This window comes from Pedobacter vanadiisoli (assembly GCF_042684385.1).
Classification (GTDB): Bacteria; Bacteroidota; Bacteroidia; order Sphingobacteriales; family Sphingobacteriaceae; genus Pedobacter; species Pedobacter vanadiisoli.
On sequence record NZ_JBHULL010000003.1, the window covers coordinates 345,397 to 369,207 of the forward strand.

Annotated in this window: 19 protein-coding genes; 9 read left to right on the forward strand and 10 right to left on the reverse strand. The window is 40.9% G+C overall.

Annotated features, from left to right (window positions below; genetic code table 11):
• The first annotated feature begins 52 nt into the window (after positions 1–52).
• Genes ACFSR6_RS02585 through ACFSR6_RS02605 form a run of 5 tightly spaced genes read left to right on the forward strand, consistent with a single transcriptional unit; the run spans position 53 to position 5,600 of the window.
• The gene (locus ACFSR6_RS02585) at positions 53–994 is read left to right on the forward strand and encodes a TatD family hydrolase (protein WP_379074522.1); all 942 of its coding nucleotides are present in this window, start codon (positions 53–55) and stop codon (positions 992–994) included.
• Complete coding sequence (gene eboC / locus ACFSR6_RS02590; RefSeq protein WP_379074525.1) at positions 995–1,885, forward strand: UbiA-like protein EboC; 891 nt, start codon at positions 995–997, stop codon at positions 1,883–1,885.
• Positions 1,886–1,907: 22 nt separating this feature from the next.
• Positions 1,908–3,065 carry a 3-dehydroquinate synthase gene (locus ACFSR6_RS02595; RefSeq protein ID WP_379074528.1) on the forward strand — a complete coding sequence of 386 codons (1,158 nt, stop codon included), beginning with the start codon at positions 1,908–1,910 and terminating at the stop codon, positions 3,063–3,065.
• A gap of 9 nt (positions 3,066–3,074) precedes the next feature.
• Positions 3,075–4,247, forward strand: a complete 1,173-nt coding sequence (gene eboE, locus ACFSR6_RS02600; protein ID WP_379074530.1) for a metabolite traffic protein EboE — start codon at positions 3,075–3,077, stop codon at positions 4,245–4,247.
• 3 nt (positions 4,248–4,250) lie between these two features.
• Positions 4,251–5,600 carry an alkaline phosphatase family protein gene (locus ACFSR6_RS02605; RefSeq protein ID WP_379074533.1) on the forward strand — a complete coding sequence of 450 codons (1,350 nt, stop codon included), beginning with the start codon at positions 4,251–4,253 and terminating at the stop codon, positions 5,598–5,600.
• Between the two features lie 381 nt (positions 5,601–5,981).
• Here the strand turns inward: ACFSR6_RS02605 and ACFSR6_RS02610 are convergent, their stop codons facing one another.
• The 3 genes from ACFSR6_RS02610 to ACFSR6_RS02620 form a co-directional block, all read right to left on the reverse strand.
• Positions 5,982–6,380 carry a hypothetical protein gene (locus tag ACFSR6_RS02610; RefSeq protein WP_379074535.1) on the reverse strand — a complete coding sequence of 133 codons (399 nt, stop codon included), beginning with the start codon at positions 6,378–6,380 and terminating at the stop codon, positions 5,982–5,984.
• A 61-nt stretch (positions 6,381–6,441) separates the two neighbouring features.
• Positions 6,442–7,365, reverse strand: a complete 924-nt coding sequence (locus ACFSR6_RS02615; protein WP_379074538.1) for a helix-turn-helix domain-containing protein — start codon at positions 7,363–7,365, stop codon at positions 6,442–6,444.
• Positions 7,366–7,430: 65 nt separating this feature from the next.
• Complete coding sequence (locus ACFSR6_RS02620; RefSeq protein WP_379074540.1) at positions 7,431–8,291, reverse strand: SDR family NAD(P)-dependent oxidoreductase; 861 nt, start codon at positions 8,289–8,291, stop codon at positions 7,431–7,433.
• Between the two features lie 208 nt (positions 8,292–8,499).
• Between ACFSR6_RS02620 and ACFSR6_RS02625 the strand changes: the two genes are divergently transcribed.
• From ACFSR6_RS02625 to ACFSR6_RS02640, 4 genes are read left to right on the forward strand one after another with little or no spacing between them, the layout of a single operon-like run.
• Positions 8,500–8,994: an RNA polymerase sigma factor gene (locus tag ACFSR6_RS02625; protein ID WP_379074542.1), complete on the forward strand. Its 495-nt coding sequence runs from the start codon at positions 8,500–8,502 to the stop codon at positions 8,992–8,994.
• Positions 8,981–9,424, forward strand: a complete 444-nt coding sequence (locus ACFSR6_RS02630) for a hypothetical protein (RefSeq protein ID WP_379074545.1) — start codon at positions 8,981–8,983, stop codon at positions 9,422–9,424. Before ACFSR6_RS02625 ends, ACFSR6_RS02630 begins: the two co-directional genes overlap by 14 nt.
• 2 nt (positions 9,425–9,426) lie before the next feature.
• Complete coding sequence (locus tag ACFSR6_RS02635) at positions 9,427–9,930, forward strand: hypothetical protein (RefSeq protein ID WP_379074547.1); 504 nt, start codon at positions 9,427–9,429, stop codon at positions 9,928–9,930.
• A 27-nt stretch (positions 9,931–9,957) separates the two neighbouring features.
• Complete coding sequence (locus ACFSR6_RS02640) at positions 9,958–12,303, forward strand: S41 family peptidase (RefSeq protein WP_379074550.1); 2,346 nt, start codon at positions 9,958–9,960, stop codon at positions 12,301–12,303.
• A gap of 637 nt (positions 12,304–12,940) precedes the next feature.
• On the opposite strand, the gene ACFSR6_RS02645 is transcribed toward ACFSR6_RS02640, so the two are convergent.
• The 7 genes from ACFSR6_RS02645 to ACFSR6_RS02675 all read right to left on the reverse strand — a co-directional run bounded on the left by ACFSR6_RS02645 (position 12,941) and on the right by ACFSR6_RS02675 (position 23,808).
• Positions 12,941–16,069: an efflux RND transporter permease subunit gene (locus tag ACFSR6_RS02645; RefSeq protein ID WP_379074552.1), complete on the reverse strand. Its 3,129-nt coding sequence runs from the start codon at positions 16,067–16,069 to the stop codon at positions 12,941–12,943.
• 29 nt (positions 16,070–16,098) lie between these two features.
• The gene (locus ACFSR6_RS02650; protein WP_379074555.1) at positions 16,099–17,187 is read right to left on the reverse strand and encodes an efflux RND transporter periplasmic adaptor subunit; all 1,089 of its coding nucleotides are present in this window, start codon (positions 17,185–17,187) and stop codon (positions 16,099–16,101) included.
• 5 nt (positions 17,188–17,192) lie between these two features.
• A complete protein-coding gene (locus ACFSR6_RS02655) occupies positions 17,193–18,464 on the reverse strand; it encodes a TolC family protein (protein ID WP_379074557.1) in 1,272 nt (423 codons plus the stop codon).
• A gap of 469 nt (positions 18,465–18,933) precedes the next feature.
• On the reverse strand, positions 18,934–20,286 hold the full coding sequence (locus ACFSR6_RS02660) for a HAMP domain-containing sensor histidine kinase (RefSeq protein ID WP_379074559.1): 1,353 nt from the start codon (positions 20,284–20,286) through the stop codon (positions 18,934–18,936).
• Complete coding sequence (locus ACFSR6_RS02665; RefSeq protein WP_379074562.1) at positions 20,287–20,964, reverse strand: response regulator transcription factor; 678 nt, start codon at positions 20,962–20,964, stop codon at positions 20,287–20,289.
• A 381-nt stretch (positions 20,965–21,345) separates the two neighbouring features.
• On the reverse strand, positions 21,346–22,128 hold the full coding sequence (locus tag ACFSR6_RS02670) for an L-fucose dehydrogenase (RefSeq protein WP_379074564.1): 783 nt from the start codon (positions 22,126–22,128) through the stop codon (positions 21,346–21,348).
• Positions 22,129–22,170: 42 nt separating this feature from the next.
• Positions 22,171–23,808, reverse strand: a complete 1,638-nt coding sequence (locus ACFSR6_RS02675; RefSeq protein WP_379074567.1) for a UxaA family hydrolase — start codon at positions 23,806–23,808, stop codon at positions 22,171–22,173.
• Positions 23,809–23,811: the final 3 nt, after the last annotated feature.

Here is a 23,811-nt window from a genome sequence, read left to right on the forward strand (position 1 = left end):
TTAAGATAAAGATATGTGTTGTAGTAGCTCAATAGCAAGAGACAAAGTAACAATGGGGGAGCCAGAGGCTTTCGATATCAGCGCTGTAAAAGGGCTGAAATTTTTTGATCCGCATGTGCACATGACCTCCAGAACTACGGACGATTATCAGGCCATGGCCGATGCCGGCGTTGTTGGGTTAATAGAACCTGCATTCTGGCTGGGGCAGCCACGTACCGGTTTGGACAGTTTCAGAGATTATTACAGCAGTTTGGTTGGTTGGGAGCGTTTCCGTTCCTCGCAGTTCGGTATTAAACATTATTGTACCATTGGGCTTAATTCAAGAGAGGCCAATAACGAAAGCCTTGCCGAGCAGGTAATGGAGATCCTGCCCCTGTTTATTTATAAAGAAGGTGTGGTAGGTATAGGCGAAATCGGTTTTGACGACCAGACCGCTGCTGAAGAGAAATACTACAGGTTACAGCTCGAACTTGCCAAAGAAGCCGGTTTGCCCGTACAGGTACATACGCCACACCGCGATAAGAAAAAAGGTACGCAGCGTAGTATGGATATCGCCCTCGAACATGGCCTTGATCCTTATAGCATAATTATCGATCACAACAACGAAGAAACAGTAAAAGAGGTGTTAGACCGTGGTTTCTGGGCTGCCTTTACCATTTATCCTTTTACCAAAATGGGTAACGAACGTATGGTAGAGATTGTAAAACAATACGGCGCGGAACGCATTATGGTAAATTCGGCTGCCGATTGGGGTATCAGCGATCCGTTGGCCGTACCTAAAACCGCGGCTTTGATGAAATTGCGTGGTTTAAGCGATGAGGAAATTGAATTGGTTACCTACCGCAATGCAATTACTGCTTTTGCTCAAAGCGGACAGCTGGATGAGGCTGATTTTAATGCGCCTGTAGACCTTACCGAGAAATTTGAAGGCAATACCATTTTGCGTGGCGGACAGCAGCCAAAACCCGATAAATCTTCGATCATTATCAGCTAAATGGCATTGAAAAAAATAATTGTTTACCTGCGCATGATGCGCCCTGCCAATATTGTTACTTCTGTAGCCGATATTTTAGCAGGAATTGCCATTTCTGGTATTTTAAACAGCGGATTTTCCGTTCCATGGCTTTCCATTTTGCTTTTGGCCGCATCAACAGCTTGTTTATACGGTGGAGGCATTGTTTTTAACGATGTATTTGATGCCGAACTCGATAAGATTGAACGGCCGGAAAGGGCCATTCCCAGTGGCCTGATCAGTTTGCAACAAGCAACCATTTTTGGCACCTTTTTGCTTTTTGGCGGAATTGTATTCGCAGCCTTAAATAGCCTTACTTCAGGTATACTTGCGTTTTTAGTAGCCGTTTTCGCTTTGCTGTATAATAAATTGAGCAAACACCATTCTTTTTTGGGCCCGTTTAACATGGGTTTATGCCGGGGATTTAACCTCTTGCTGGGTTTAAGTATTGTTCCTGAAATGCTTTACAGCCATTATTATTTGGCCGTTATTCCGGTAATCTATATTTTCTCCATCACCATGACCAGCCGTGGCGAGGTGCATGGCGGGCAAGCCAAAAACCTGTATGTCGCAGCTTTTTTGTATGCTCTGGTAATTTGTGCCATTGCTTATTTTGCTTATGTAAACGGGCGTTTATTATGGTCGCTGCTGTTCCTGGTACCTTTTACCTTTATGATTTTCAGACCGCTTTTAAAGGCAATTCATCAGCCCATAGGCAAAAATATCGGTGCGGCTGTTAAAGCTGGCGTAATATCTCTAATTTTGATGGATGCAGCCTGGGCGGTAACTTTCGATGCGCTGATTGTGGCTTTTGCGATTGCCGCTTTATTGCCTGTATCGTTATGGCTCTCTAAATTATTTGCTGTTACCTAAACCATACACACTATCCAATTATATGGAACATTTACATCAATCTTTCACTGTACAATATAACTACAATATTTTCTTTACATCGGCACTGTTTTCGCCTCAGAACGATTTGCTGAATAACTTTTTGATCAACTTAAACCCTGCAGTTACCGTAAAGAAAATTTTATTTGTAATTGACGAAGGGGTAGCCAATGCACACAGCGGGCTTGTTACTGAAATTAAAACCTATTTCTCCAAATACGATGAAACACAACTGGTACAGGATATCCTGATCATCCCGGGAGGGGAACAGGTAAAGAATGATACCCGATATTTCGATCAGGTATTGGAAGCCATTAATGCGTATGGTATAGACAGGCATTCTTTTGTGGCCGCAATTGGTGGCGGGGCCGTACTCGATATGGTGGGTTACGCCGCTACAGTGGCCCACAGGGGCATTAAACACATCAGGATTCCCAGTACGGTACTTTCACAGAACGATTCGGGTGTTGGCGTAAAAAACGGAATCAACTATTTTAATAAAAAGAATTTTTTGGGTACTTTTTCACCACCTGTTGCTGTTTTTAACGACGAACTTTTTTTAAGTACCTTATCTGACCGTGACTGGCGTTCGGGTATTGCCGAGGCCATTAAGGTGGCTTTGATTAAAGATGCCGAATTTTTTGAGTGGCTCGAAGCCAATGCAGCAGCACTTGCCGCACGGGATACTGCAGCCATGAATGACCAGATCTGGAAGTGTGCCAAATTACACCTGGAACACATCCGTAGTGCCGATCCTTTTGAAAATGGCTCGGCCAGGCCGCTGGATTTCGGCCATTGGAGTGCCCACAAACTCGAATATCTTACCAATTTTGAAGTAAGGCACGGAGAGGCCGTGGCAATGGGTATCGCTTTGGATAGCGTATATTCAAATTTATCAGGAAGAATTACAGCCGAAGAAGCGCAAAGGGTAATCAACCTGATCCAGGCACTTGGTTTTGAGCTAACGCATCCTTTACTACAGGTTAAAGAAGGTAATAGCCCGATTTTACAGGGACTGGAAGAATTCCGTGAACACCTTGGGGGCGAATTAACCATTACCCTGCTTACCGGCATTGGAAGTGGAGAAGAGGTACACGAAATAGATACCCGGATTTTAAAACAGGCTGCTGAAGCTTTAAATAGTCAAACCGCCATTATTTAACGTTAAATTATGAGATTAAATTCGGGACATTTAACCTTCTGTACCAATATTTATGCAGGAGAGAACTGGGAAACACATTTTGCCGTGTTGAAAGATAGTTTTCCGAAGCTAAAAGCTCAATTGTCGCCCGGTTCGCCACTGGGAATCGGTTTACGCCTTTCTAACCTCGCCAGTATTGAACTTTTGGAGCAAAACCATTTGGCCATTTTTAAACAATGGCTTCAGGATGAGGGAGGTTATGTTTTTACAATGAATGGTTTTCCCTATGGTGGTTTCCATAATACAAGGGTTAAAGACCAGGTACATGCACCCGATTGGACCACCGAAGACAGGGTAGCGTATACCCTGCGTTTGGCTAACATCCTTTCTCAGTTGCTCCCTGATGATATGGACGGTGGCATTTCAACCTCTCCCTTGAGTTATAAACCCTGGTTTACCGATGCAGGGGCAAGAGAAAATGCTACAAATGAGGCAACTGCCAATATTGTAAAAGTTGCCGAGGGCCTGCATGCCATACAGGAGCAAACCGGCAAGCTCATCCACCTGGATATTGAACCTGAACCAGATGGTTTCCTTGAATCGGGACCTGAATTTATCCATTGGTACGAAAATGTGCTTTTACCCGCCGGAAATAACGAAAAGCTGATTAAAAACCACATTTATTTGTGTTATGATGTTTGCCATTTTGCCATCGGGTACGAACCACATACTGCTATTATCAATGAATTAAAGGGCAAAGGCATCAAAATAGGGAAAATCCAGATCAGCGCTGCATTGAAAGCAAAATTACCGGTTTCAATGCCAGAACGGACAGCAGTATTGGAGCAGTTGAGCCGTTTTGATGAACCTACTTATCTGCACCAGGTAATTGCGCGTAAAAACAATGGCACTTTATTGCGGTATCCTGATCTTGCCCAGGCTTTGACAGATGCTGGAGATTTATCGGTAGAGGAGTGGCGTGCACATTTCCATGTGCCGATCTTTATAGAAGATATGGGCCTGATCCAATCTACCCAAAGCGATATTATTGAAGTACTGAACCTGCAGAAAGAAAGCCCTTTTACGGCCCATCTGGAAGTAGAAACCTATACCTGGGAGGTTTTGCCAACAACTTTAAAAGCACCTTTAAACGATTCCATCATCAGGGAACTGGCCTGGGTAAAAACATTATTAGAACAGTAGATTATGCATAAAACCGTTGTTATCGACATCGTAGGCCTATCTTCATCCGTAATAGGAGCACATACGCCTTTTATCCAGAAATATATTTCTGAAAACCACTTCAGTACCATCGAACCCTTGTTGCCGGCAGTTACCACCTCGGTGCAATCGAGTTACCTTACCGGGAAATTCCCTTCCGAAACCGGAATTGTAGGTAACGGTTGGTACGATCATGCTGATGCTGAAATTAAATTCTGGAAACAGTCGAACAAACTGGTAAATGCCGAAAAAATATGGGACCAGGCCAAAAAAGAAGATCCAAACTTTACCTGTGCCAATATGTTCTGGTGGTACAACATGTACTCTACGGTTGATTATTCGGTTACACCACGGCCCAATTATCTGGCCGATGGCCGTAAGCTGCCCGATTGTTATTCGCAACCTGCCGAACTGCGCGATTACCTGCAGGATAAGTTAGGTCAATTTCCATTGTTCCAGTTCTGGGGACCGGGAGCCAATATTAAATCGACCAGGTGGATTGCCGATGCGGCGATGGAAACCGAAAAACTTCATAATCCCACGCTTACATTGATTTATTTGCCACATCTTGACTACTGTTTACAAAAATTCGGACCTGACTTAGCGCAAATCAAGCCCGAATTGCAGGAAATTGATGCGGTGGTTTCTGATCTGGTACGTTTTTATGAAGAAAAAGGTGCCCGTATCATATTACTTTCCGAATATGGCATAGCCCCGGTAAATCATCCTGTCCATTTAAACCGCCTGTTCAGGGAAAACGGATTGATCCAGATCCGCGAAGAAAGAGGGTTGGAACTGCTGGATGCTGGTGCGTCAAAAGCTTTTGTAGTGGCCGATCACCAGATTGCACATGTATACATTAACGATAAAAGTGTAACGGAACAAGTAAAGGCTTTATTGAACAATGTAGCCGGTGTTGAGCTGATTTTAGATAAGGAAGAACAAAAAAAATACCACATCAACCACGAACGTTCAGGCGATCTGGTGCTGATGGCCAAAGAAAACAGCTGGTTTACCTATTATTTCTGGCTTGATGATGCCAAAGCACCTGATTATGCAAGGGTGGTTGATATCCATAAAAAACCCGGGTATGATCCTGTAGAAATGTTTATGACCTCTAAATTAAGGGCAGGATATAAACTCTTAAGGAAAAAAGCCGGTTTCCGTTATGTAATGGATGTAATTCCGCTTGATGCAACACTAATTAAAGGGTCGCATGGTCGCATTCATGTAGCCGATCAATTTAAACCGGTTTTGGTCACTTCCAAAGCAGTTGGTAAAACCTTGTATGCACCGGATGTTTATCAGGTGATTTGGGATAGTTTGACTGTTTAAAAATGACGATATTTCTTAGGTCTGTCGATTGCAAGGTTAAGATTTTTAATACATTGGAAGTTTTGATGACAGGTATATAATGGACGTCATTTCGACCGCAGTCGAGAACCACGATTGCTCAGCGAAGCTAAATCTTTTAACCTGGTCCAAAGATCTCTCCACTACGCGTTGCTTCGGTCGAGATGACGCTGATTTTAGAATCTGTAATTGATGACATATCGAAAGACAAATATTTTTTGTTTTCGACTAGTAAAGGTTTTCGACAGGCTCAGACTGACAGCGGGTATACTTAACTTAATCAAATGGTGATCACAATTAAAGAAGGGTTTTATTAACTGTTGCTCCTAATAAATTATTTTTTACTGCTTGATCACCAGGTTCTTATTCTCTTACAAACCTGTACCCGCAACCTTCGAAACAGGGCGGGTTAAGCTGCAGCGATTTTGCCGAAACTTTGTAATAATAAATCAATGGCGTTTTATAGGTATTACTGGAAACTTCCATTTTTACACTGTCCAGAATTCTGAAAGAAAACAAATCCGGGATGGCATCACCTTCAAATTTACCGGCGTTATCTGCTGATTTGCTTAAAACAAGGTATTTGGCCTCGCCGGTTACTTTTTGGTAAGGGGTGTTTCCGCTTCCAATATCGAACCTTGTTTCAGTCAGTTTCCATTTACCGTAAACTTCGCCCGGTCCATCAATACCTTTATCGGTTTTCTTACATGATATATACAAAAGACCTGCTGTAGCCAGGATGAGTAATACTATCTTTTTCATAAAGCTTTAATTTACAGCTTATACGGTGCAGAGAACCCAAACGCTACATTGGAATTGTCTTTTAATTAAACATTTTTCTAAATGCCAATGGCGATACCTTCGTTTTTGCTTTGAATAATTTATTAAAGGATTGCGGGTGTTCAAAGCCCAGTTCGTATGCTACTTCGCTCACCGATAAACTGGTGCCCGATAATTTTTCCTTTGCTTTTTCGATCAGTTTCTGGTGGATATGCTGTTGTGCATTCTGTCCGGTTAGCGAACGGAACAGATCGCTTAAGTAACTTGGAGAAACATTTAAATGGCCGGAAAGGTATTGCACCGTAGGTAAGCCTTTAAGCATGCTTACTTTATCGTTAAAATATTCTTCTAACAATTCTTCGAGTTTTTGCAAAAGGTCGTTATTTAATACTTTGCGCGTAATAAACTGCCGTTTGTAAAAGCGGTTGCTGTAATTTAACAACAGTTCTATTTGTGCAATGATCACATCCTGGCTAAAATCGTCGATCCTGCTGTTCAGTTCCTCCTCAATGCTCTTAAAAATAGCAATAACAGTGGTTTTTTCTTTTTCTGAGAGGTGCAATGCCTCATTGGCTGAGTAGGAAAAGAAACCATAACTTTTGATTTTTTTTGCTATTGGATAAGACATTAAAAAATCGGGATGGATCAATAAAGTAAATAAGGAGCAAACGCTTGAGCTTAAATCTTCATCGTGACCAATAACCTGGTTGGGAGCAGCAAATAATAAACCGCCTTCATCAAAATCATAATAACTCTGGCCATACTTTAGCCTGCCGCTTAATTTTGGTTTATACGAAATCTTATAAAAATTCAGGATATGCGAATTTGGCTGTCCGCTCATTTCAACCGGATGCTCTTCATTGTTGATCAGGCTGATTAAGGGGTGCTTAGGCTGGGGCAGGCCTAACATCCGGTGTGCTTCTGTTAACGAACTGAATTTATAAGGGCTAGTGTCTACCTTTTTCATATTGATATATACAAATATAACCGATAAGCTTGTGTTTATCGGTTATATGGTTGATTTCTGATTAATTAACCCTGCGCTGCATTCGATACCGCTTCCCATTCTTCCCAGCTGGCTATACGCTCAGCATAAGCTGTACGTACCCAGGCCAGGTTATGGCTGCCGAGTGATAAACGTAGAGGTGGGTTTTCTGTATCCACCACTTTAAAAATGGCCTCGGGTGTTGCCTCTGGATTACCTCTTTCCATGTGTTGCAAACCTTCAAAAAACTTTGCTTTAAAATCGGTGTATACATCCAATCCATCTGCAAACTTTAAAGAAGCCTGACTTCCGAATTCGGTGGCATAGGCGCCCGGTTCGATAATGGTAACTTTGATCCCAAAGGATTTTACCTCTGCTGCCAAACTTTCGTGAATGGCTTCAAATGCCCATTTAGATGAACTGTAATATCCGATAACGGGTAAAACTACGTGGCCAAGGTTACTGGATGTACCTAAAATATGGCCATAACCCTGCTTTCGTAATATAGGCAGCGCAGCTTGTATAACAGCCACTGCTCCAAAAATGTTGGTGTTATACATGGCCTTAACCTGGTCAATGGTAGCTTCTTCAATAGTACCGACAAGCGAATAACCTGCATTATTTAAAACAACATCCAATCGCCCGAAATGTTCGTACGCCTGCTGAACGGTTTTTGCTACCTGGTCGTAATTGGTTACGTCGAGTTCCAGAGTCAGTACATTTTCTTTGTACTTTTCCTGAAGATCGGCAATGCCCGATAGGCTCCTTGCCGTTGCCGCCACCTTATCGCCCCGCTCTAAAGCTGCTGTTGCCCATACACGCCCAAATCCGCGGGACGCACCTGTAATAAACCAAACCTTATTTGCTGTTGGAATATTTTTGCCCTGATTTTCTTGTTGATGTTCCATAATATTATCTGAATAAATGATGGATCAAAGGTGGCTAAGGCCGGTCTGTAATTTGTAGCCTAATTGAGGGCTTTTGTAGCCAAAATGAGAAAATACAGCATCATGACATAGGCTGAAAATAGATATAGTTAATGTTTTTCAATAGAGACCCCATTATTTTAAAATAAATGTAACTTTTGGAACAGGATTTTTGTCTTCCTTACATTATATGAAACCAAAGCAATACGAGCAGTTTTTACAATGTCAGCCGAAACTTTACCGGTTTGCCTATTCGCTCGTAAAGCATGTTGGCGATGCTGAAGATATTTTTCAGGATACGCTGGTTAAAATATGGGAACTAAAAGAGGAATGGGATAAGTGGACAAATTTTGAAGCCTACACCATGCGGATGATCAGGAACAACTTCCTGAATTTTGAAAAGAGAAAAAAAAGTAAGTTGTATGTTGGTTTAGAAGATGTTGTAGAAGTGCCGGAACCAAATGAGGTAGAGCAGGGGATAATAACCGACGATTTACGATACAAATTTAAGCTGCTTACCCGCAAATTGCCCGAAATACAAAAAAATATCCTGTTTTTAAGGGAAATTGAAGAACTGGAATACAAAGAAATAGCCGAAATACTGGATTTGACTGATGCACAGGTTAAAATGTACCTTTTTAGGGCGCGTCAATATTTAAAAAGTAAAGTACATGGAAAAAGATAAAATAGAAGTCCTGCTTGAAAAGTACTGGAATGCCGAAACTACTTTGGAAGAAGAACGCATGGTTAAACAATACCTCGAAAGCAACGATCCTGAAAAAAGATTAATGCCGGAAAAAGAATGGTTTGAAGCGCTAAGCGATTTTAAATCAATTGAAGTGAAAGCCGTTGATTTTGGCGTAATTACAGATCAACCATTAGTAAGAAGAAGATTACTGGCTAACATTTTAAAAATAGCAGCCAGTATATTGCTCGTTATTGCTGTATCTTTCTGGGTAATCAGCTATCGTTCAGCTCAGGTAGAACGGGATTTAGCTTTGCAGAAAAAAGTAGAGGCCGATCTGTTTTCGATATCCAAAACTTTAAACCAGGCCAATACCGGATTAAACGAAATCATCAAACCTAAAAGTGATCTTAAAACCCAAAACGATTAAGCATGAAAACCATCGTTGTATATTTTAGTTTGCTGCTCACTATGGTAAGCTTTTCTTATGGTCAGCAGAAATCAGCTGGTAATGCTGAAACCATGATAGATCTTTATTTTAAATCTTATTCGGGCGAATCTAAATATCAGATCAATACCATGGGCGAAGCCATGGTTAAGCGAACAAATGAAATGGGCATGTGGACACACCCAAGCATTGCCCGGATTATGAAGCAGGTTAAAACCTATAAATACCTCAATTTTAACAGTTCGTCCGAAAATCTCCAAAAAATAATTGCGCAGGTAAGTACGGCGGTAAATAAAGGCAATATTTATAAAGAATATTTCCGTTGGGAAACAAATGATGTGGTTTCATCTGTGATTTATACCAAAGGCGATAAAAAAATTACTGAGCTTGATTATATTACCCTCAACAAAGGCCATATTTCGGTAAGCTGTTTCATAGGCGATAATATCGATATGGAAAGTATCCGCTCGCTGGTAGCCAACAAATAACCATTCAAAAATCTTAATAGAAATATCATGAAAAGGTACATTTTTATCTTTATGGGGATGCTATTGCCTCATTTTTCCGGCGCACAGCAACAGGTATCCGCGCTTAAAACAGCAGAAATAAAACGCATTGCCGATTTTGGCAAAGTTTGGGGAGTAGTTAATTATTTTCATCCAAATGCAGGTAAAGGGGTTTTAAATATGGATAGTCTGATGATTAAAAACATTAAACCGTTGATCCAAAATCCCAATGAAAACAATTTTCGGGAAGCACTGAAAAGTCTGTTTTCAGACCTCGGAGATCCTCAATCCGGTATTGTGCAAAATGAAGCGGTTGGTCAAAGTAACTATAGCGAAAAACGTGTGGTTTACGCCAGGCAGCTCCAATCAAAAATCTGGTATCTCAATGTTCCGCAGAAAACTTTTCAGGACAGAAACAATGCGGATACCTTGTTAAACCAGGCTTTGGCAAAGCACCAGTTATTTGTTATCGATCTTCGGAATTCAGCTATTAACTATCAACTGGGCTTAAAACAATATGTAGATTTTGTGCAACCTTTAGTGTCGCGGTTAATCAGTAATACGATGATCCTGCCCGTTACGAGGTCTTTTTATTATAAAGGGTTGATGAGGGAAGATTTCCCACACGACCTTAACATTCTGCCCCAAGATAAATACGGTACAATTAACGACCATTACCAGGTTTATTTTGGCATCCGTAACGTTTCTGAAGGCGCTTATACACAGGCAAAACCAGATCTAAAATATACCGGAAAACGTTTCTGTTTTATTATAAACAAATATGTTAACGTAAATACCTTTAAAGCACTGCAGGCATTAAGGCACCGAAATTTATGTAACCTGGTGGTAGAAGGCGAATTACCTAATTACATATATGGCGAATTTTATAACATGAAACTTTCCGATAGTCTTTCCATAAAAATAAGAACTGCCGAAGTACTTTATGAGGGTGGTACTTTGGGCGAAAAGCCCGATGCTTTATTACCCTTAACAAATGATACTTCTTTAAATGCGCCGGTAATTCTGGCAGCCACAAAATTATTAACGGGCTCTTTTGTAAAACAAACGGTAAAAAAGCCCGAAAATACGGCTTATATCTGCAGAACACAGGACGATTACCCTGCTGCAGATGTTCCGAGTGCAGAACTTCGCTTGCTTGGTTTATTTAACTTCTGGAACGCTATTCATTACTTTTCACCGAACAAAAACCTCATTCCCCAAAACTGGGATGACGTTCTTAACGAAAATATTCCCTTGTTTTTAGCTGCTAAAACCGAAAAGGAATATTTTATGGCCCTCATGAAACTTACCGCTTCAATAAAAGACGGACATGCTGTCCTGATCACTAAAAAAGGTGGACGATCGCCAATGGGTATTATGGATGGTAATTTACCCATCATCACCAGTTTGGTGGGTAATAAAGTATATATCACCGCTGTGCTCGACGATATTCATCAGAAAAATCAACTTTCATTGATTAAAGAAGGCGCGGAACTGCTGGCCATTGATGATGTTCCGGTAAAACAACTTGCCGAACAATGGGAACCCTATATAGTGGCATCAAACAAAGCAGGCTTTGATCGCGAATTTTACTTTAGCTGGTTAACCAATGGCGCAGTAAACAGTAAAGCTGTACTCACCATCCGTGGAAAGGATGGGATTGAAAAAGTTTCATTAAGTCGAATTAAACGTGATGATTATTATGCTTTAACAGGTAAGGTCAACCGCAATCTCCTTTCACCGCCATATTGTAAAATATTGACTGAAAATATAGGATACCTGCGTGTAAACAGGATTTATTCCGGCGAGCTGGATAGTTTGGCGGCCATGCTTAAAAACTGTAAAACCATTATTCTGGATGTTAGGGGTTATCCAAAAGATGGTAGTATCGGATCAAAATTGGCTGCCTATATTGCTGCAAAAACAGATATCGTGGCTTATAACAGCTTTCCTTATGTCATCAGTCCTGACATTTCGAAAAACTATAGTTTAATTGAAAATGAAATAATTGAACCCAATACGAATCCCGATCTGAAAAACAAACGTTACTTCATGCTTGCTGATGAGGGCAATCAAAGTCAGGGAGAAGGCAATGTAATTACCCTTCAGGGGGTAACAAAAGGTACCACGGTTGGCCGGCAAACAGCAGGTGCCAACGGGATGGCCATTACCATTAATTTCCCCGGAGAATATTTTTCTTTTTTTTCCGGGTTTGGCGAATATTATCCCGATGGAACACCCAACCAAAAATTGGGTGTAAAAATTGATGTCCGCGTTGATAAAACACTTAATGATATTTTAACGGGTAAAGATGAAATACTGGAAAAAGCATTGGAGTTGGCTACAAATAAATAATAATAAAGATGTTTTAAACTAAATTGATAGGTTTTAGCCGACAAAAAACTTCTTTTAGCTGTTGTTTTGGTGTCAAAATACTGCCTTACTAATATTGACGGATTTAATAGAAAATCGTCATCTCGACCGGAGCGAGGCGGAGTGGAGAGATCTACCCAGACAGATCTCTCCGTTCCACTTTGTTTCAGTCGAGATGACGATGCTTTTTAATGACGCAACTTAACATTTACGATTGATCCTTCGACTCCGCTATTATTGATGTTGTTTAGTAACTTATTGATATTTAGCGTATTACATAGGTGTCTGCATTTTCGTCCCGCTAGGCCATAGCACAGCATCTCCGTTTCACTTAAACCCGGCCTAACAAATTTTTCGGACAGCACTACCCAAGCCAACCTACTAGCTTCGAAAGAAAAATTTTCAGCCGGTGTTTTTTGTTTCTTTTTGACACCAAAAAGAAAGAAGCCTGTCCGGCTAGGACTAATCAAACACCCCGTCCTGCGGACACCCCTCTGAAAGAGGGGGATTACAAGTCGCACAAGACCAATAGTTAAATGTCATTCATATTGATTTTTATATAATAAATTATCCTCAGGATGACGGATCGCTTGGGTATTCCATTATCCATTTTCTATCCCTACAGGCTTTCCGGGATCATTTTCTGCACTTTTTTACGGTTCGACCAGTAAAACACAATCGGATAAACAAAAAGGTTAAAAAGTGTGTCGGTAATTAATCCGCCTATTACTACTATAGCCAATGGTTTTGATGCCTCCGAACCAATTCCGGTAGATAATGCAGCAGGCATTAAGCCGATGGCAGCCATTAAAGCAGTCATTAATACAGGTCTGAACCTGCTGGTCACCGCGGCGCGCATGGCATCGGTAAAGGTCCAGCCGGGATGGTGCTTCATGTCGGCGATATTGGTTTTAAAGCGTGTAATGAGTAGCACCCCGTTTTGTACACAGATTCCAAAAAGGGCAATAAAGCCAATTCCTGCCGAAATATTGAAGTTTACACCTGCAACTAAAAGGGCTAATATACCGCCAATCATGGCAAAAGGAACATTGTTCAATACCAATAAAGCATCTTTAATGTTTCCGAAAAGCACAAATAAAATGAAGAATATGAGTAATAAGCTCACCGGAACTGCCTGAGATAACCTGGCAATTGCCCTTTGCTGGTTTTCAAAATCTCCGGCCCATTCCAATGTATATCCCGGCTGCAGATGGATCTTTGCATTTACTTTTTCCTGTGCCTCGGCAATTACGCTTCCCATATCACGGCCCCTGACCGAGAATTTAATGGCTCCGTAACGTTTGTGTTTATCGCGGTAAATCATACTGGGACCCGTAATTTTGCGGATGCTAGAAATTTCGCCCAATTGAACATTAGTGCCAGATATGGTAGGAATCCGTAATTTACCGATCGAACTCTCGTCGTTTCTAAAATCTTCAGGATAACGGATAATGAGGTCAAATTTTCGTTCGCCTTCATAAATTTGTGTAGCAGCTTTACCACCAATTGCCATTTCGATTACAGCATTGGCATCAGCCGTGCTTACACCATATAAAGCCATCTTTTTTTGGTTGAGGTTGATCTGTAGTTCTGGCTGACCAAGATTTCTTAGAATACCTAAATCTTCAATACCATCAACCGTTTTTAAAATGCTTTCTATCTTTTCCTCTTCTTTTTCAATGTAGTCAAAGTTTTCACCAAATAGCTTCACTACAATTGAACCTTTTACGCCTGATACGGCTTCTTCCACATTATCTGAAATGGGCTGCGAAAAATTAAGGTTGATACCAGGGAAACTTTTTAGCTTTTCCTGCATGCGCTCAATCAGCTGTTCTTTGGTTTGCTTGCGTTTCCACTCTTTACGGGGGTAAATATCAACGTGAAATTCCATGTTGTAAAAACCTGTGGCATCTGTCCCGTCATTGGGCCTTCCAGTCTGCGACATTACCTGCTTAACTTCTTCAAAGCTTAAAAAGATTTTTCTCATCTCATTCGAAAGCTTTTTAGTTTCATCTAAAGAAATACTTAATGGACCTGTAGCGCGGACATAAATAGAGCCCTCATCTAAACTGGGTAGAAATTCTGTCCCCAAAAACCTGAAGCTAAAAATACCTAAAAGCAATACAATAATAGAAATGCTAAAAACGAGCTTCTTTTTTTTGAAACACAGGTCGTAAAATTTAAGGGTCGTTTTGGTAATCCATTCTAAAAAGATATTGTGTTTCTCTTTAACATCCTTTTTTAAGAGTACACTGGCCATTGCAGGTACAAGGGTAAAGGTTAAGATTAGGGCACCCAATAAAGCAAAACTTAATGTCCACGCCAGGGGAGAGAACATTTTACCTTCTACCTTTTGGAAGGTGAAAATAGGCAGCAAGCCTGTAATGATAATGAGCTTTGCAAATAAAATTCCTTTCCCATTTTCTACACAGGCCTTTTTAATAAAACCAAGTTTACTCATTTTGTTAAACCTATCCATCCCCAGTTTTTTTGCACTTAAATCTAAGGTTACAAAAATCCCTTCAACCATTACTACGGCACCATCTATAATGATTCCGAAATCGATAGCCCCCATAGATAGCAGATTGGCAGACATGCCTTTTAATTTAAGACAGATAAATGCAAAGAGCAGGGCCAATGGAATAACAACTGATACAATTAAGGTAGTACGCCAATCGGCCATAAACAGGAATACGATTAAGGTTACAAACAATATCCCTTCAAGCATATTGCCCATTACGGTATGTACAGAATAATTTACCAGGTCTTCGCGATCGTAGAAAGGTTTTATTTTTACATCCTTTGGTAATATACTGGTATTGATTGTATTGATCTTTTCCTTCAACCTGGCAATTACCTCGCTCGGATTGCCTCCTTTCCTCATCACGATAATGCCTTCAACCACATCAGGGTCCTGATCACGACCGACCTGCCCCAGCCTGGGTAAAGCCGATTCGGCAACTTCGGCAATGGTTTTAACATATATGGGCGTACCATTAACATTATCGACCACTACATTCCTGATTTCATCGATATTGTTGAGTACGCCTATACCACGTACAACGTAAGCCTGGCCGCTTTGCACAATCACATCGCCACCCACATTGATGTTGCTTTTAGATACTGCTTCGAAAAGTTCGGTTGCACTTACACCATACTGGATAGCCTTTTGCGGATCAACGGTAATTTGATAAGTTTTTACCTCACCACCAAAACTCACTACATCGGCAATACCCGAAACAGAAAGAAGCTCCCTTTGTACTACCCAATCCTGAAGGGTTTTTAATTCACGGACCGATTTTGTATCGCTTGTAAGTGTGTAACGGAATATCTCGCCGGTAGGGCCATAAGGTGGTTGTACTTCTGGTTTGATCCCTTCGGGCAAATCAGCCTCGTCTAGGTGGTTATTTACCTGTACACGGGCTTCGGCATAATCTACATCATCTTCAAAACTCACTTTTACAATAGAAAGCCCGAAGAGGGACGAAGAGCGGATACTGGTACGTTTTTCAGTTGGGTTCATGGCAATTTCCAGGGGCCTGCTCACAAATTTTTCTACCTCTTCGGCGCTACGGCCCGGCCATTGGGTAATAATAATGATATTGGTATTGGTTACATCAGGAAATGCATCGATGGCAGTATGCTTAAAGCTCAGGTAACCAGACAGGATTAAAATAAAAGTAGCAAAAAAGATAAAATACTTGTTCTTCAGTGCAAAACCTATAACACCTTTAATGAATTTATTCATGATGCATAATCTAATTGATGAAAAGAATTTTACTGTGTTTTTAAACTTTCGAATAAGAAAACCTGTTTAGATGCGATGATACGGTCGCCAGCATTTACACCTTTGCTGATATAGGTTTTATCGGCAGTTTTACGGCCAATTTCGATTTCCTGGATTTTTATTTTGTGATCCTGACCAAGAACGAGTACATAATTCTTGTTTTCGTCGAAAATAACCGACCTAGAATTGAGAACAGGAAGATCTATAGCCGAATTTGCCGAAACTTTTACCGTTCCAAGCATGCCTGGTTTTAATAAAAAACCTGGGTTTTGAATAACCACACGTGCATTTATTACCTTACTGTCTTGATCTACCTGGTTGTAAAGTTTCTCTATTTTACCTTTAAAAATCTTATCGGGATAGGAGAGGGTAGATAGGCTGACTTCATCGCCAACCTTTACGCGCGAAATATCTGATTCATAAATATTAATCATTGCCCAAACATTGGAGAGATCGGCAACAGTAAAGAGGCTTTTATCATTATCGCCACGTAAATGCATGTTCTGGGTTACATTTTTTTCGATCACAAAACCATTAATAGGAGACTTAACGGCATATAATCCTGTATTGCTGCCACCGTTGAGTTTTAATACCGAATTGGCCCTTTTTGCTTCAGCTTTTTTGATCTGATAATCATTTTTGGCTTCTTCCAGCTCTTTTGCAGATGATAAACCGCTTTGAAAAAGTTGTTCAGCCTGTTTTACAGATCGTTCTGCATTTTTAAGCTCGGCATTGGCCGCAATCACTTCTTTGTCGAAACCAGCCATTTCTGAACTGGTAAGGGTTGCTAACGTCTGTCCGTTAGAAACCTGGTCACCCAACCGCACCCTAACGCTGTTTACCGTTCCGCTTACCATAGGGAAAAGTTCAGAACGGCGCTCTTCATTTGCGGCAATTTTGGCCGATAATATAAGTTCAGTTTTGCTGTTAGCCTGCTGCACAGTATCGATCAGTAAGCGGCTGATCAATGAATCGGTGATGGCAAATTTATCATGAGGTGCAGTTGTTTTGTGTTCACTACAAGCAAACAACAAACTGGTGGCCACAATAATTAAAGTATTTTTATAGAGATTTTGCATAAGATTTATTTAAAAATATTAGAACCGGTTACATAATTGAGTTCAGCGCGGGTGCTCATTCTTTCGAACTGAAGTTTGTTTAGTTGCAGCGTGTTTTCTTTATAGGCATCGTAGAGGTCTAAAAATTCGATCAGGCTGATATTTCTTGCTTTGAAATTTTTGATTAGTCCTGAAATGAGTGTGTTAAAGCCGGTGCTGAAGGCAGGATCGATTTCTGCATACAATTTTTCGTTGCGTAAAGCTGTTTTATAACTGTTAAATACTTCGTTTTCGAGCAGGGCCTCCTGTTTTTTGATATTTGTATTGGCAGCTGCGATACCTATCTGTGCCTTTTTAATTTCACCCTGGTTTCTGGAGAAAAGCGGAAGGGGGATTTTTAAACCCAAACCTGTGTATTTTTCTGGATAATTACCTTTTAGGTCGTAACTTAAGGCAATTTCTACATCGGGGATAGCCATTGCTTTTTGAAGTTTTAAATTGCGCTCGTTATAAAGCAGGTCGGTTTTGGCCACTTTAAGGTCAGCACGGTTGGTTCTGGCCGAATCGAGCAATAAACTGTAGGGGATTTTATCAATCGGTTGATTTTTGAAGGCTTCCTGATCTGCCACCAAAACAAGTGATGTGCCGGCATCTAAACCACATAACAATTTCAGATCTTTGTAGTTATCTTCCAATTCGTTTAGTAATCCTGCTTCTTCAGCTTTGAGATTGATCAATAATGATTTGATTCTGATTACATCTTTTACGGCAACATTGCCCATTTTTAATTGAAGACCGTAGGCTTTCAGCAATTGATCGGTGGAGCTGATCTGTTCCTGGTAAACCTTTGCAGATTGTGCTGAGAAATAGGTTTTGTAAAAAGTATTAACAAGCTCGAATTTGAGTGTCCTCAACAGGTCGAAATATTCATATTCTGCCAGTTTAACCCCTGCCTGTGCGAGTTTGATGTTCTTGTTCCGCTTACCGGCGAGTTTGAATAACTGCGAAATAGATCCTGCATATTGGCCATTCGCGTAAGAGGTTTGCAGGAATTTCTTTGTCTCGTGGTTGTAAAAAAGATTTTCGTACTCCAGTGTTGGGTTCTCAAACAACTTTGCCGTAATCATTTCGGCCTTTGCCTGATCGATCTCATAATTACTCGCCAGGAGATCGTAATTGTTTTTTAAAAAAAGGCTTTCGGCCTGAGTCAGGTTTAAGCTTAGGGTATCGGTTTGTGCTAAAGCTGCCCGGCTTGTTAAAGTCAAAATGAAAATAAGCGACGTATATAATCTTTTCATCCCGCAAAACTATTCTTGCCGAATTAAAGGGGGATTAAATAGGACTTAAAAGGGGGTTAAAGTTACGGATAGGTTGGTTATTTCTCAATTATGCTTGCGCTCGTTTCCAAACGAGTGCATAAATAGTTATGCGATTTTATCGTTGTAAACGATATTCTATTCAACGCTCGTTAGAAACGAGCGTTAGCAGGAAGGGGGTTAAAGTTACAGATAGACTGATTATTCTTATTCATACCTCCTCTTGAGCGGAATGCAACGCAGTCGAGATTTATCATAAATATAAAATTGTCATCCTGAGCTTGTCGAAGGACCTCTTTTTAGATGTTTCAAAGGCGTTTCGATACTTCGTTAAGCTCAGTACAGGCTGGGCTCAACGTGACAAATTAGGGTGAAGTTACAACTAGTGATATAGCCTCTATTCCATTGCGTTTCAGTCGGGATGACGACCACGCGGATGGATAAATAGCTACTAAATCTTCGTTAAAATGATCGTAAAAGTGCATCCGCCTTGTTCCAGGTTATTCACAGCTATTTTTCCTTTAAGCAGATCGATGATTTTTTGAACCATATAAAGCCCCATTCCTTCACCTTGGAGGCCAAAATCAGCTGCATGCGTGTAAAAGGGCTTGAAAATATTTTCTTCTTCCCCGGCAGGGATACCCTTTCCACTGTCGGTAATGTGGATAAGAAAATCATTTTCACTGGCTTTTATATTGATGTTAACTTGTTGATTTTCAGAAAATTTAAACGCATTTGAAATAATATTGTCCAAGGCAATTTGTAATAATACAGCATTGGCCAATATTTCAGGTTTAGGATCAACGGGATTTTGATAGGTAACTTTAAGGTCGAGGTTTTTCTGCGATTTCCATTCAGACTGTATTTTGAGAATCAGGTGGTCTAACCTGATCGGAACCAGCTTAGAATTGATCAGTTCAAGGTCCATTTTGGCTAAAGCAACCAAACCGGTAATAATGTGGTCCATTTTTTCGGCATCTTCGAGCATCGAACCAATCACTTTTTGGTAAGCCGGCTGATCTCTTTCTTTTGACAGTGCCAGCTCGGCGGTCATCATAATACGCGTTACCGGTGTCCGTAATTCGTGTGAAGCATTGGATACAAAGGTTTTCTGCAAAATAAAGGCCTGCTCCAGTTCCTCCATTAAAAGGTTAAAGCTTTGGGCAATGAGGTTGATTTCGTCTTTATTATGGTTTTCTTCCACCCTGAATTCCATATTCTGTGAGCTCGCCTGTTTTACTTCGAGCATGAATTTTTGTAAGGGTTTGAGCATTTTTTGTGCAACCCACCTGCTTAGCAGCAATACGATCAATGAAATGAGAATGAACACAAAAATCATGATCTTTAATAATTTGGCCAATCTATTGTGTGAACCCTGATCGTCAGCTGAAACCAAAATCACGAAATCGCCCTGGTTGTCTTTATAGTAAATGCCAACTACCTGCCGTTGGCCGTCAGTATATTTTAAACGGCCTTTTTTACGTACTTCGTCAATGGTAGAATTGGTCCAGTACTGTGCAGAGTCGCCAATAAACGTAGCCCTGTTTTCATTATCGTAAATGCGGATCACTTCGCCATTTAACTTTTGCAGGTATTTATGGCGGACGGTATTCAAGGCATCTCTACTGATTTCGTCGGCTTCGAGGTACAGTTTGGCTGTAACCATGGTACGGTCGGTAAGGCGCTCAAAAAAATCGGCTTCCAAAAATTTCATAAAAGTAAAATACACCGTACAAAGCACAGCGAACAGCATCGAAGTGCTGATCAGCGTAAAATATAGCGCTATGCGGTCCTTTATTTTCACTTATTTCAGAATATAGCCCATATTAATTTTGGTATGGATGAGTTTGCGTTCAAAATCTTTTTCGATCTTTTTCCGCAGGAAGTTGATGTAGACATCGATTACATTTGTGCCGGTTTCGAAGCTGATATTCCAGGCCTGTTCAGCTATAAACTGCCTGGACAGCAATCTGTTGGGGTTGCGCATAAACAGTTCGAGCAGCACAAATTCTTTAGCACTCAGCTCAATCGGCTTTCCGCCCCGGCTTACTTCTTTGCTGTACGTATCGAGTACAAGATCTTCGAAATGTAGTTTATGGCCTGTTTTAACGTCAGCACCAGATTGCCGGCGTAAAAGCGCTGCCACCCGTGCCAAAAATTCTTTCAGGTGGAAAGGTTTTACCAGGTAATCATCAGCGCCGGCTTCTAAACCAGTAACTTTATCATCAACAGTACCCAGGGCTGTAAGCATGAGAATCGGTACGTTCATGGCTTTTTCCCTGATATGCTTACAAAGCTGCATGCCGTTGAGGCCTGGCATCATCACATCAATAATTAGCAGGTTGAAACTTTGGCTCAGGAAAAGGTCAAGGGCATCGATACCATTGGCAACAGTAAGCACCTGATAATCGTTTTCTTCGAGTGCCGATTTTAAAAGTTCGGCAATTTTAGGATCGTCTTCCGCTATTCCAATCTTTAGCATTTAACAAAAGTAACCATCCTATCTTAAAATGGGATTAAAATGGATGGCCTTTCTGTTATTTTGGGTGATTTTAGGTTTTGGTAAGAGGTTTTGTAGTGGCCTCATTTTCAACAGGGTCAATTGGTGTTTGGGACCATAGAAAAGGTTTATAGGGATACAGGCCGAGAATATAATTGTCATTCTGAGTGCAACGAAGGATCTTTAAATATCTAATTATAAGTTAATTAGCTTAGATTATTAGCTGTTCTATGGCTTACAGATTCTTCACTGCGTTCAGAATGACAGATAAGCGAGCCATGTTTTACAATATAGTTAGGCCATACTACTGATAAGAAAAAGATTCTTCACTGCGTTCAGAATGACAGAAAAGTGGGCCATATTTTACAACAAAGCCCTATCCAGATGCACGTATCCGCCATCAACATGGATCAATTGGCCTGTGGTATGGCTTGATTTATCCGATAATAAAAACACGGCAGTATTGGCAATTTCATCTACGGTAGTCATCCGGTTTTCAAAAGGGATTTTGTCGGTAATGCTTTTCAGCTTTTCATCACGATCTTCAAAAGTGTTGATCCATTTCTCATATAATGGTGTCCAGGCTTCAGCCACGATAATTGCATTTACACGGATACTATATGGTAATAATTCTACTGCCCACTCGCGGGTTAATGCATTTCTGGCACCATTTGATGCTGCATAACCCGATGTGCCTCCCTGACCCGTTTCTGCAGTTTTGCTGCCAATATTTAAAATAGAGCCTTTACTTTCTTTTAATGCAGGCAGCGCATATTTTGCCAAAAGGTAGTAATGCACCACATTTTTATGCAGCGAATCCATAAAAGCTTCGTAAGTACCGCTTTCGAGTCCAACGCCATCATTTACGCCCGCATTATTAACCAAACCGTCTATTCTGTTGTATTTTTCTAATATGGCATCAATAATGGTTTTACAGGTTTCAGGTGCGGTAAGTTCTGCCGTAAAATAATCGGCTTTTAAACCCAGGTCTTTTACTTCCTGCAGCATTTTCAGGTTATCTTCCTCATTTCGGCCAATAATGATCGGAAATGCATTTTCGGTAGCCAATGCCTTCACAATTGCCGCTCCAATGCCTTTTGCGCCACCACTTACCAGTATTATTTTGCCGTCTAAATTTAAATTCATATTCGGTTATTTTTCTTTTGTTGTTTTAACTGCTCCCTGCACCTAAAGGCTTACACCTCTTTTCCAGGGGATAAAATCATCTTGGTTAAGCTGTACCGCTTTTGGGGTTTCTTCACCGCTGGCTACTTTAATGCAATATTCCAGGATATCTTCACCCATTTCATTAATGGTTTTTTCGCCGCTAATCACGGCTCCGGTATCGATATCGATGATGTCGCTCATGCGTTTGGCCAAAACCGAATTGGTGGCTACTTTAATGGTTGGGCAAACCGGGTTTCCTGTTGGTGTACCCAAACCTGTGGTAAATAAAATTAACGTTGCACCTGCAGCTGCTTTACCTGTGGTGGCTTCCACATCGTTTCCGGGGGTACAAACTAAACTTAAACCCGGTTTTGTTGCCGGTTCAGTGTAATCCAAAACATCAACCACCGGAGATGAACCTGCTTTACGCGCAGCTCCCGCTGATTTTATGGCGTCGGTAATTAAACCGTCCTTAATATTTCCCGGCGAAGGGTTCATATAAAAGCCCGAGCCTACTTTATGTGCCAGATCATCATATTCAGTCATTAAACGGATAAACTTTTCGGCAGTTGACCGGTCTACAGATCTATCGATCATTTCTTGCTCTACACCACAAAGCTCGGGGAATTCGGCCAATAAAACCTTTGCACCTAAGGCCACCAGCAAATCGGCACAATAACCAACCGCCGGATTAGCCGAGATACCACTAAAACCATCGCTACCACCACATTTTACACCCACGCACATTTTGCTTAGCGGTGCTGCTGCACGCTCTTGTTTATTAATGAACATCAGTCCCTCAAAAGTGCTGCGTATTGCATTTTGGATTAATTGTTCTTCGCTCTGTGTTTTTTGCTGCTCGAAAATTAAAAGCGGTTTATCAAAATCAGGATCGAGGGCAAAGAGGTCGCGCTTAAAATCTGCTACCTGTAAATGTTGGCAACCTAAGCTTAAAACTGTAATACCGGCCACATTGGGGTGATGGGCATAAGCCGCTAATAATTTGCTTAAAGTATCGGCATCCTGGCGTGTTCCGCCACAGCCCCCGTTATGTGTAAGGAATTTAATGCCATCTACATTTTTAAAAGTACGGCTGGCCTTGTCAACTTTAGGTTCAAAACTGATATTATGAATGTCTTCTCCCTTATTAAAAGCCTCAACGAGCTTATGGGTGTAAGATTTGTATTTGTCATCTACAGCATAGCCCAACTCGCTGTAAAGGGATTCTTTAATGATATCCAGATTTCTGTTTTCGCAAAAAACAGTCGGTATAAACAACCAATAGTTCGCCGTACCCACTGAGCCGTTTTTACGGTGATATCCCTTAAAGCTACGATTGGCATATTTACTTACATCAGGAGCTTCCCATTTGTAATTAACATTGCGATAGGCAAAAGGTTCAGCAGCATGTTTGGTATTCTCCACATTCATCCGCATACCGGCCTTTACCTCAAATTGCACTTTCCCAACTAAAACACCATACATGATTACCTCATCACCTGCCTTCATATCCTGCATAAAAAATTTATGCTTCGCAGGAATTTCATCAACAGTAACGTAAGAATTTCCCTCGTGCAGTATTTGGGTGCCAGCTGGTAAATCCTGCAATGCAACCAAAACGTTATCAGCCTTGTTAATCTTGATGACTAATTTTTTCATTAT